This window comes from Rhodococcus sp. HM1 (assembly GCF_023218075.1).
In the GTDB taxonomy this organism is placed as follows: Bacteria; Actinomycetota; Actinomycetes; order Mycobacteriales; family Mycobacteriaceae; genus Rhodococcus.
The window spans coordinates 1-1,211 of record NZ_JALPTB010000178.1; the positions used below are offsets into that span (position 1 = coordinate 1).

Here is a 1,211-nt window from a genome sequence, read left to right on the forward strand (position 1 = left end):
CTAGTGCCTCGTCAAGCAACCTTGGCCGTGTAATGCGGGTACTCGGTCCACGATCGGATCGGTGAGTCCGGGGCGAACCGGGTCTTCGGCTCGGCACGAGCATTGCGCCACCGCACGTATGCGGCGATCGCAGCGTTCTGCTCGGCATGACTGCGATGATCGGTGCCATTGAGCGCGAAATACCGCAACGCCGCGAACTCGGATTCGATCCAGTTGAGCCACGACCCGTAGGTCGGCAGAAACACCAACTCAACATCGTTGTCGGCGGCCCACCGACGAACACTCTGGTGCCGGTGCGGGGAGAAGTTGTCGAGCACCACATACAACTTCTCCCCAGGCCACCGGGCCCGCAACACCTTCAGAAGATCGAGGAACTCACCCACGCGCTTGCGCGGACGAATCCGGTAATACATTCGGCCGCTGGACAAATCGAGGGCGGCAAGCATGTGCATCACCCCGTCATAGCGGTGATACGTCGCCCGCAACCGCAACGGATGCGTCTGCGGTCGCCACGATTTCCCTTTCCGCGGCTGCAGGTTCAACGGACCGAACTCGTCGACGCAGACCACCCGACCGTCGGCCGGCGGGGTGTCGTACAGGGCGAGGATCGTGTGCATCTTCGACAGGAAATCCGGATCGGTCGATGCCTTCCACGTGGTGGTGGCCTGCCAGGTGACCTTTCCGTCACGCAGGATGCGACGCAGTGTCTCGCGGCTGATCGCCGGCACGATCTTCTGCGCGATCAGATGCTCGGCGAGCTTGGCCAGACTCCAGGTGGAGAACGCGGTGATTTTCCAATCGGCGGGGGACGTCCGGGCTATCAAGCAGATCTTCTCGCGGGTCTGCTCATCGATCGCCTTCGGTCGTCCCCCGTTCCATTTTGGGTGCAACGCCTCGAATCCCTGCTCGTTGAATGCGTGGATGACATCGCGGACATAGTCGTCGCTGACCTGCATCAACGAGGTGATGTCCTTGACACTCTGGCCTTGGGCAGACATCAGCACCACGATGGCGCGACGGAGTTTGATCGGGTCCTTGGCGGTGCGACTGATCTTCTGCAGCCGTCGCCCTTCCTCCATGGTCAACGATCGGACGAACACGCTCGGTTTGCGTGCCACGACCACCTCCTTGTCTCGACTCGGAGATAGTCTGCCGTGGACGTGTCGGTCAGCCGGGGATTACCCGGTCAACGATCTGTGTCGAGCCACTAG

Annotated in this window: 1 protein-coding gene; it reads right to left on the minus strand. The window is 61.6% G+C overall.

Annotated features, from left to right (window positions below):
• Positions 1-11: 11 nt before the first annotated feature.
• Positions 12-1,118 carry an IS630 family transposase gene (locus M1M07_RS32275; protein WP_248676774.1) on the minus strand — a complete coding sequence of 369 codons (1,107 nt, stop codon included), beginning with the start codon at positions 1,116-1,118 and terminating at the stop codon, positions 12-14.
• Positions 1,119-1,211: the final 93 nt, after the last annotated feature.